This is a genomic window from Rhizobium mongolense USDA 1844, assembly GCF_000419765.1.
GTDB classification, from domain to species: domain Bacteria; phylum Pseudomonadota; class Alphaproteobacteria; order Rhizobiales; family Rhizobiaceae; genus Rhizobium; species Rhizobium mongolense.
Genome location: NZ_ATTQ01000065.1, coordinates 1 through 7387 on the forward strand (window position 1 = coordinate 1; position 7387 = coordinate 7387).

Consider the following 7387-nt stretch of genomic DNA (forward strand, 5'->3'; position numbering starts at 1 on the left):
CTAGAGTATCCGTTTTGATCAAGCGGCTTTTTGGTTCCATTTTCGGTTGTCGCGCAGGAGTGCGTTGGCGAGGACGATAAGTTTTCGCATGATTGCAGTTATGGCAACCTTTGGCGGTTTTCCAGTCCCGATAAGCGCGTTGTAGGTTGCCTTGAGATCTGGATTAAAGCGGGCTGCGACAAGTGCTGGCATATAGAGCGCTTGCCGAACGATGGCCCTTCCGCCAGCAATGAAAGCACGTCCGGTCCATCGTCCGGATTGTCGGCTCATCGGAGCTAGCCCGCATAAGGAGGCTGCGGCCTTTTCGTCGAGCTCTCCGAGCTCGGGCATTTCGATGATCAGCGTGAAAGCAGTGACAGTGGAAATGCCGGGAATGGAGACGAGGATATCGAAGCGCACCTTGAGGCTATCATCGACATCGATCAAATCGCATGATGGCCTCATCGATCTGTCGCATCTGGGTATCTATCTGCCTGAGGCGCACATCGTTTTGCCGTTTGAGCAGGTAGTTCCTTCAAATCATTGAGCACATGCGTATTTTTGCGCAGAAGACGGTTCAGCATCAACCCGATCCGTCTTGGCCAACCTGCCGGTCGCTTCGGCAAAACGCCGGGCAAGGCGCGGATTGATGTTGGAAATCGGCAAGCCCTGGGCGATCATGAAGCGCTCGAACGCTTTATGATAAGCGCCCGTTGGCTCATAGACGATACGGTCGATGGGCAAACCGCCGATCCATTTGAGGATTGCAACAAATCCTTTGCCGTTGAAATCCCAAACCGCGCCGCCGCCGAGCGTGCAGACATCCCGTCTGCAGAAGCCGCCAGAACACGGCTGCGAAGATCATCGCTTAATGCACGTGACATCCCAATCTCCCTGATTCGAACGCAGGGAGTCACGGCAAACAGCGACTGTCATCTCAATTCCGATTCCGCGTTCAACGGACGCGCTCTAGTGCCCGGCCGGCCGTTGTCCGCCATGCAAAGTCATTATACCAACACGCTCCGGGAAAAAGGTCAGCATCGCTTCTGCTCACACAACAGTCCCTTCGTGTCGACATGATGAGGCTCCAAATGCGTTTCGTGGGAGCCGCGTTTCCGACGAATGCTCGGCGCACTTCCGAAGATTTACCTGCGCCCGCGCGATGGGGTACCTCCAAGAAGCTTATCCCTCATCAGGCCTTTGCACAGCCCTGCGAGCCCTGCTAATCCGCTTCATGGCGCTGCTGCACCAACCGCACATGGATGGCTATCAAATCCTGACGGAGCATCAAAGATTTTCCGGCGCCATCCGGCACGTTGCCGAAGCTGTATGCAATGCCATCACGAGATCGGTCACAAGTCTTCCGGAGACGTTGGGCCAGTGCCTTACTTGGGATCGGGGCGCAGAAATGACCCAGCATGAACTTCCGCGGGTCGACACGGGATTGCAGACTTTTTCGATCTCCAAACTCCTCACCTATGATGGCGCCAAACGTGTCCGCCATCCGTCGAAATGTCGTGCAACCCTGTCGGGTTTGTCGAGTCCGCGACACTATGATGTTCCGCGCGGCGTCCTTCGAGCAATCATTGACGCCATTGTTGAAGCTCTTTGTTCTTTTTGGGAGTTGGCACGGTTCATGCTTCTATTTGAGCGATGGCAACAACCATCGGCGTTAGGAATGGAGACAACAATGAACCCTGATATGTCGTCATATAGCGTAACCGAATTGGCTTCCGAAGAAGCATCTGCAACTTCTGGAGGGATGTTTTGGGCAGTAGCTTTCGCGATTTTTGGGATACTCGGCCTTGCAGCTGTATCTATAGGCGCAAAAGCCGCCGACCGGAATCATTGATTCCTCCTCTTATCTTGGGCTTTAGGAACGTAGAAAATAATGACCAATATGTCAGCCTATGGTGTGATCGAGTTAATCCCCGAAGAAGCTTCTTCAACTTCCGGAGGGTGTTTTTGGGTAGTTTTCGGACTTGTTGCTGCCGCACTTACGGCGTCAACAATCGTTGCGGGTATAGGTTTAGCGCGTGTGTTGAATCACAAATAAAGCGGTGACTAACTAACGGACGCGTGAACATTATCCCACTTCCTCCCGAAATAGCCTGCTACACTGCAGAAAGCATCCTCTCGCGGCGATCAGGTCGATCTTTGGTCATCTACAAGGTGATCGTGCTCTCTGTGGTTGCGGCATTCGTGTCGCTGCCACTCGTGAGCATACCTGTCTCTGTCCAAAGTGCCGGAAGAATTCGGCCCGTCGTCGAAAAGACGCCCCTGGTCGCGCCCGTCTCTGGGCGCGTCTCCCGCATCCTTGCCCTTGAGAATAGCCGGGTCGCCGAAGGGCAGGAGATCCTCACCCTCGATGATGATGTGGCCCAGGAAAAGCTTATGGCTCTTAGAGCCGATATTCGCGCTAAGACCGATCTTGCCAGTGACCTCGAGGCTCTGATCTCGTCCGGCGCCGCCACCGGCCCGGTCCGCCTCCTCACCGAAACAGCTAAGGCCGAGCGGGCGCATTTTCTCAACCTGCTGCGGGAGAACGAATTTTCCCGCAGTAATGCCGCGGCAGAATTAGACCGCGCTAAGCGACTGTTCTCGATTGCTACGGTGCCCGCGAAGTCGGTAGACGAAAAGGCTTTCGCTCTCCAGACCATTGCGGTTAATCGCGAGATTCTCGTGAAGCGTAAATCCGCCGAATGGAACCAGCAGCTCTTCGACGTTAACCTGCGCCTAAAAGAACTCGCAGCCAACTTACGTCAGTTGGAGAAAGAACAGGATCTGACCCACATTCGATCCCCCGTGTCAGGCGCTCTCGAACAATTCTCCGGCCTCAGCCCCGGCAGCTACGTCCAGGCGGGGCAAACCGTCGCTTGGGTCTCGCCGGACGGCAAACTGGTGGCAGATATCTACGTCTCCCCCAACGACATTGGCTTGGTGCGGCCGGGCCAGTCGGTGCATCTCCAGATAGATTCCTTCAACTATAATCAATGGGGCATGATCGAAGCAACCGTGCTCGACGTGGCGCAGGACTTCACACTCCTTGACGATAGGCCGATCTTCAAGGTCCGCTGCGCGCTCTCCCGCAACCATCTCGCGCTCAAGAACGGGGTGATCGGTCACCTGAAGAAAGGCATGACCGTGCGAGCGCGCTTTCGCGTGGCCGACCGCACTCTCCTGCAACTCCTCTACAACGGGGTCGACGATTGGCTCAACCCGCTCCTGACGGGCCGCTAATCCTTCATTTTTCAAACAGCCAGAAAGCCGCCATGTCGAGCAACGTCAGTAAGTTCAAGCAGCGCGACATCACGGATTGCGGGGCTGCAAGCCTTGCTTCTGTGGCAGCCTTCTATGGTTACAAGCTGCCATTGTCGCGCATCCGGCAACATGCCTCGACCGACCGCTCCGGCACCACCGTGATGGGCCTCACGGAAGCGGCCCAAAAGCTAGGATTCATCTCCAAGGCGGTGAGGGGCGGCTTCGACAGCCTGTACAAGATCCCCAAGCCCGCTATCGCGCACGTGATCGTTAAGGAGGTGCTGCACCACTTCGTCGTAATCCAGGCGATCGACGCGAAGTGGGTCACTGTCATGGACCCCGCCTATGGCGAAATCCGCAAGCTGTCGCACGAGGAGTTCAACACGCAATGGACTGGCGTCCTGGTGCTCCTCGTTCCAGCAGACACCTTCAAGCGCCACGACGAGACCACCTCACCCCTCGCCCGCTTCGCCCGTCTGCTTGCGCCACACAGGGCGGTGATGGCGCAGGCTCTCGTCGGAGCGCTGGTGACGACGATCCTCGGCCTCTCGACGGCCATCTACGTCCAGAAGATCGTAGATCATGTGATCACAGCGGGCAACCGCAACCTGCTCAACGTCATGAGCGTCGCCATGCTGCTGATCCTGGCGTTGCAGGTCCTGATCACTCTCCTGCGGAACCGGCTCGTCCTGCAAACGGGACAGAAGATCGATGTCGACCTGATCCTCGGCTACTACAATCACATCTTAAGCCTGCCTCAGAAGTTCTACGACAGCATGAGAATGGGCGAAATCGTCTCCCGTATGAACGATGCGGTGAAGATCAGGAGCTTCCTGAACGATGCCTCAATCAACATGTTCGTCGATGTGCACATGACTCTGTTCTCATTGGGGCTGATGTTCGTCTTTTCGTGGAAGATCGCATCGGTCGTGGCGGTCTCCATCCCACTGTACCTCTTTGTCTATTGGACCGCCAATCGGCTGAATCGGAAGCACCAGCGCGCCATTATGGAGAATGCCGGTGACCTGGAGGCGCAACTGGTGGAATCGCTCGGAGCTATCTCCACAATCAAGACCTCCGGCATCGAAAGCTTCGCCAGCTTCAAGATCGAGACCCGCTTCATCAAGACGCTGCACTCAGTCTATAGCTCCGGGCTCATTTCGATCTTCGGAGACAGTGCCTCGATTTTCCTCTCGACGCTGTTCACCATCGTGCTGATGTGGTTTGGGACGACGCTTGCCCTCGATCAAACCCTCACGCCCGGCGAGTTACTATCCTGCTATGCTTTGCTCGGCTATATCACCCGGCCGATTGCCAGTCTCATCCAGACCAACCGGATCGTTCAGGACGCATTCGTCGCGGCAGAACGCCTATTCGACATCTTCGACCTGGAGCAGGAGACGAACGGCGGCGGCATTGATGCCACAAAGTCCCACCTTGGTGATATCCGCCTGGAGAATGTCACGTTCCGCCATGGCTCTCAGCGGGAGCTTTTCCAGAACCTTAGCCTCACTTTCGGGCGGGGCGAGATGACGGCCGTGGTGGGGGAAAGTGGCTCAGGCAAGAGCACCCTTGCGGCTCTGCTGCAGAATGTGTATCCGCTCGAGAGTGGCCGCATCCGGATCGGCTCCTATGCTCTCCAGGATCTCTCGACGGTATCCCTGCGCAATGTTATCGCAGCGGTGCCGCAATCGGTCGACGTGTTCTCTGGCTCGGTGATCGAGAACATCGCACTTGGCGCATTCGATCCGGACATCGTGAAGATCCTACGAATATGCGATCAAATAGGGCTACGAGAGCTAATCGAAAGCTGGCCCAGCGGTCTCCAGACCCATCTAGGCGAGAACGGTATACGCCTCTCCGGCGGCGAGAAGCAGCGCCTTGCCTTGGCTCGGGCTCTCTACCGGGATCCGGAGATCCTTATCCTCGACGAAGCGACCTCCTCTCTCGACTCTGTCGCTGAGGCTTTTGTCCTGCGGGTCGTTGAAGATCTGCGTCAGGCTGGCCAGACTATCATCGTCATCGCTCATCGGCTGAGCACTATTTGTAGGGCTGACAAGATCGTAGTCCTAGACAAGGGTCAGGTCGTTGAGGAGGGAAAGCATACTGATCTGTTGAGAGCTGATGGCGCTTATGCCGCTTTGTGGCGGGCGCAAATCGGGGCAGCCTCCGAGTTTCAATCCCAGAGCGTCTCCCCTTTTGTTTGAATCTTGCTGTGATCATGCATCGCATGTGGAGTGACGGAACCGAATTCTGTTGGACACGGGAGAGCTTGCCTGTTGCTGAGTAATTAGCAACCAAGGTGACAAGAACAAAAGGAGACAAGAAGTTTCCGCCGCCGGTGGAAAGATGTCCTTCGCAGGACGACGGATGGGGTGAGTTCGCGTGGTTGTCTTGGTACGGTCGTCTATTGCGATCAGGTCGCCGATTAGATTGTTCCGCCTCATTCTTCTGGTCCCATAGTGGGAGGGCCACGCGGGCCGATCCCGGAGAGAAGCGCGATACTGCGAAGACGTCAATCACCATAGCTACGGACAATCAGAAGGTGCTTGACCTCACCACGCCGAATAGAGAAGACAAAAGTGGTGCAGTTTGAAGGGCTCCGATCAGTCGAGGGAATCTCTGCTCGTCGCTTACCCGACACGGCTCTGGTAAATCGCAGGAAGCATCGCGGGCCGCTTGGCGGCGGTTGCGACGACCGTTCAGTGGATCCTTTCGCACCGTGTCGGCTCTGATCGGATGCCGTATCGCGCTCAGCGCCGCCGACGCCCGCTTAGCTGGTCAAGCTTTGCTTTTCGCGGCCAGTCCAGCCGCAAGGCTCGAAGCGCTTCGGCTGCAACGCCCTCTTGCGTCAAGACGCATGACCTGAGCTTGCGTTCGGCCGTCAAAGCATCGAGCGCAATGAGGAGATTTAGATCAAGGCCGTCAAATGCATCCCAGTGCACGCGTCCCAAGGATCGATACGGTGGATGATTGCTATCCCTACTATCGATTTTACCGATCTTGCCGAATGCTATTAGAAGATCCTGAATGAAGACGCGCCAGGCGGGTGTCCGTCATCGTGATTACTGCGGCGGCTAAGGTGCCGGGACGAAGTCGGAGAGAACATGTGCGGGATTGTGGGTATCGTCGGGCAGCAGCCGGTCTCGGAGCGGCTGGTCGATGCGTTGAAGCGCCTGGAATACCGGGGATACGATTCGGCCGGCGTTGCGACGATCATCGATGGTGCCTTGCATCGCCGGCGCGCCGAGGGCAAGCTCGTCAATCTCGAGGCGAGACTGAAGGAAGAGCCGCTGAGCGCCACCATCGGGATCGCCCACACCCGCTGGGCGACCCATGGAGCGCCCACCGAACGCAATGCCCATCCGCATTTTACTGATGGCGTCGCCGTCGTTCACAACGGCATCATCGAGAATTTTGCCGAGTTGAAGGACGAGCTTTCGGAGTCGGGGGCCGAATTCCGGACGGAGACCGATACCGAGGTCGTCGCCCAGCTCCTGGCGAGATTTCGCCGCGACGGCCTGGGACGGCGCGAGGCGATGCATGCGATGCTGAAGCGGGTGAGGGGCGCCTATGCACTCGCTATTCTTTTCGAAGACGATCCATCGACAATCATGGCGGCCCGCAACGGCCCGCCGCTGGCGATCGGTCATGGCAACGGCGAGATGTTCCTCGGCTCCGATGCCATCGCCCTGGCGCCCTTCACCAATGAAATCACCTATCTGATCGACGGCGACTGGGCGGTGATCGGCAAGACCGGGGTCCATATCTTCGACATGGACGGCAACTTCGTCACGCGGCCGCGCCAGGTCTCCACGGCCGCCGCCTTTATCGTCGACAAGGGCAATCATCGCCATTTCATGGAGAAGGAAATATACGAGCAGCCGGAGGTCATCTCCCATGCGCTCAGCCATTATATCAACTTCATCGATAATCAGGTGCTGCCGGTTTCCGACGATATCGACTTCGCCAAGGTGCCAAGCCTGGCGGTCTCCGCTTGCGGCACGGCTTACTTGGCCGGGCTGATCGGCAAATACTGGTTCGAGCGCTATGCCCGACTGCCGGTCGAGATCGATGTCGCTTCCGAGTTCCGCTACCGCGAAATCCCGCTGTCTCCGCAGTCGGCGGCGCTCTTCATCTCGCAGTC

4 protein-coding genes and 2 pseudogenes are annotated in these 7387 nt (G+C 57.1%); 4 read left to right on the forward strand and 2 right to left on the reverse strand.

The features are described from left to right. Nucleotides 1–18: 18 nt before the first annotated feature. Nucleotides 19–633: pseudogene (locus tag A3C3_RS42945) on the reverse strand (transposase); the annotation flags it as partial. Nucleotides 634–758: 125 nt separating this feature from the next. Continuing rightward, nucleotides 759–863, reverse strand: a pseudogene (locus tag A3C3_RS45865) (IS630 family transposase); the annotation flags it as partial. Between the two features lie 350 nt (nucleotides 864–1213). Here A3C3_RS45865 and A3C3_RS40860 point away from each other — a divergent pair. The 4 genes from A3C3_RS40860 to A3C3_RS0136700 form a co-directional block, all read left to right on the forward strand. After that, a complete protein-coding gene (locus A3C3_RS40860) occupies nucleotides 1214–1831 on the forward strand; it encodes a hypothetical protein (protein ID WP_145611538.1) in 618 nt (205 codons plus the stop codon). Nucleotides 1832–2136: 305 nt separating this feature from the next. Further along, nucleotides 2137–3219 carry an HlyD family secretion protein gene (locus A3C3_RS0136685; protein WP_022719437.1) on the forward strand — a complete coding sequence of 361 codons (1083 nt, stop codon included), beginning with the start codon at nucleotides 2137–2139 and terminating at the stop codon, nucleotides 3217–3219. Between the two features lie 32 nt (nucleotides 3220–3251). Next, nucleotides 3252–5447 (forward strand): peptidase domain-containing ABC transporter, encoded by a 2196-nt coding sequence (locus A3C3_RS0136690; protein ID WP_022719438.1) that lies wholly within the window; start codon nucleotides 3252–3254, stop codon nucleotides 5445–5447. A gap of 900 nt (nucleotides 5448–6347) precedes the next feature. Next, a partial coding sequence (locus A3C3_RS0136700; protein WP_022719440.1) for an isomerizing glutamine--fructose-6-phosphate transaminase occupies nucleotides 6348–7387 on the forward strand: 1040 nt, incomplete at its 3' end.

What these genes read in the sequence shown, in the direction of transcription:
- A3C3_RS0136690 (WP_022719438.1), top strand. Translation starts at nt 3,252, where the DNA reads ATGTCGAGCAACGTCAGTAAGTTCAAGCAGCGCGACATCACGGATTGC.
- A3C3_RS40860 (WP_145611538.1), top strand. Translation starts at nt 1,214, where the DNA reads ATGGCGCTGCTGCACCAACCGCACATGGATGGCTATCAAATCCTGACG.